At 71.6% G+C, this 767-nt stretch carries 1 protein-coding gene; it reads left to right on the top strand.

From position 1 onward, the window contains the following. Positions 1-232 (top strand): hypothetical protein (locus tag FL311_RS44755; protein ID WP_194869652.1); only part of this gene is annotated, 232 nt, incomplete at its 5' end. Between the last annotated feature and the right edge of the window lie 535 nt (positions 233-767).

Genomic DNA, 767 nt, shown 5'->3' with positions numbered 1-767 from the left:
CATCCCCATGGTCAACGGCCCGCTGCCCGTGGGGCATCAACGGTACTGCTACGGCGCCAACCCCGCGCTCGTCCCCAACCCGGGCATCGCCTTCATCGCCGGGTGGCGGGACGCCCAATCCCACTGGCACTTCGCGGTGCAGAAGCACCCCGGCGGCTTCAACGCGCTGGGAGCGCCGGTGCAGCGGGCCGCGCACCTGGTCTCTCCGCAGGGCGTGCAGCAGTTCGTCTGAGGCGGCCTCGCGCGGCCCATCCCGGGGCTCCCGGACAGCGCCCCTCACCACGTCCGGCCCGGACTGCCCCATCTCCCTTGGATTCCGGACTCCAGACAAAAACGACACATCCCAGACCCACCCCGTTTCCCGGGTTATCTGAACCCGCATTCACCCCGGGCGCATCCGGCCGGCCGAATTGCAGCCACGCTGCAAGAACCGGCCGTCCGGAACGGCAGGCAGGGACCTGGAGCGCACCGAGCGAGGAAGGAGCAGCGGGGGCCGCTCGCGCCAGACACGGAGCGGAGTATGGTTCTGCCCGGATGCGTTTCGGCCTCACCGCAGCACTCAAGCCCCCCCCCCTTCCGTGCCTCGGCCCACGCGGAAGCGCGGGGATGCCACGCGCTGACGACGTCACCCCGTGCGCGGGGGACGGCCGCCGCGCCGCGCCGCCCCTTTGCGCGGAGCACCTTCTCGACGAGGAGCCCGGAGAATCCCGAGGCAGCCTGTCCTCCCTCCTGACACGGCCCCGCCTCCTCTCCTCGACCTCCAGCTC

The organism is Myxococcus sp. AB025B (assembly GCF_006518215.1).
Lineage (GTDB): Bacteria > Myxococcota > Myxococcia > Myxococcales > Myxococcaceae > Myxococcus > Myxococcus fulvus.
Note: the sequence above shows the minus strand (reverse complement) of the source record. Positions and strands in the feature narration are given on the sequence as shown.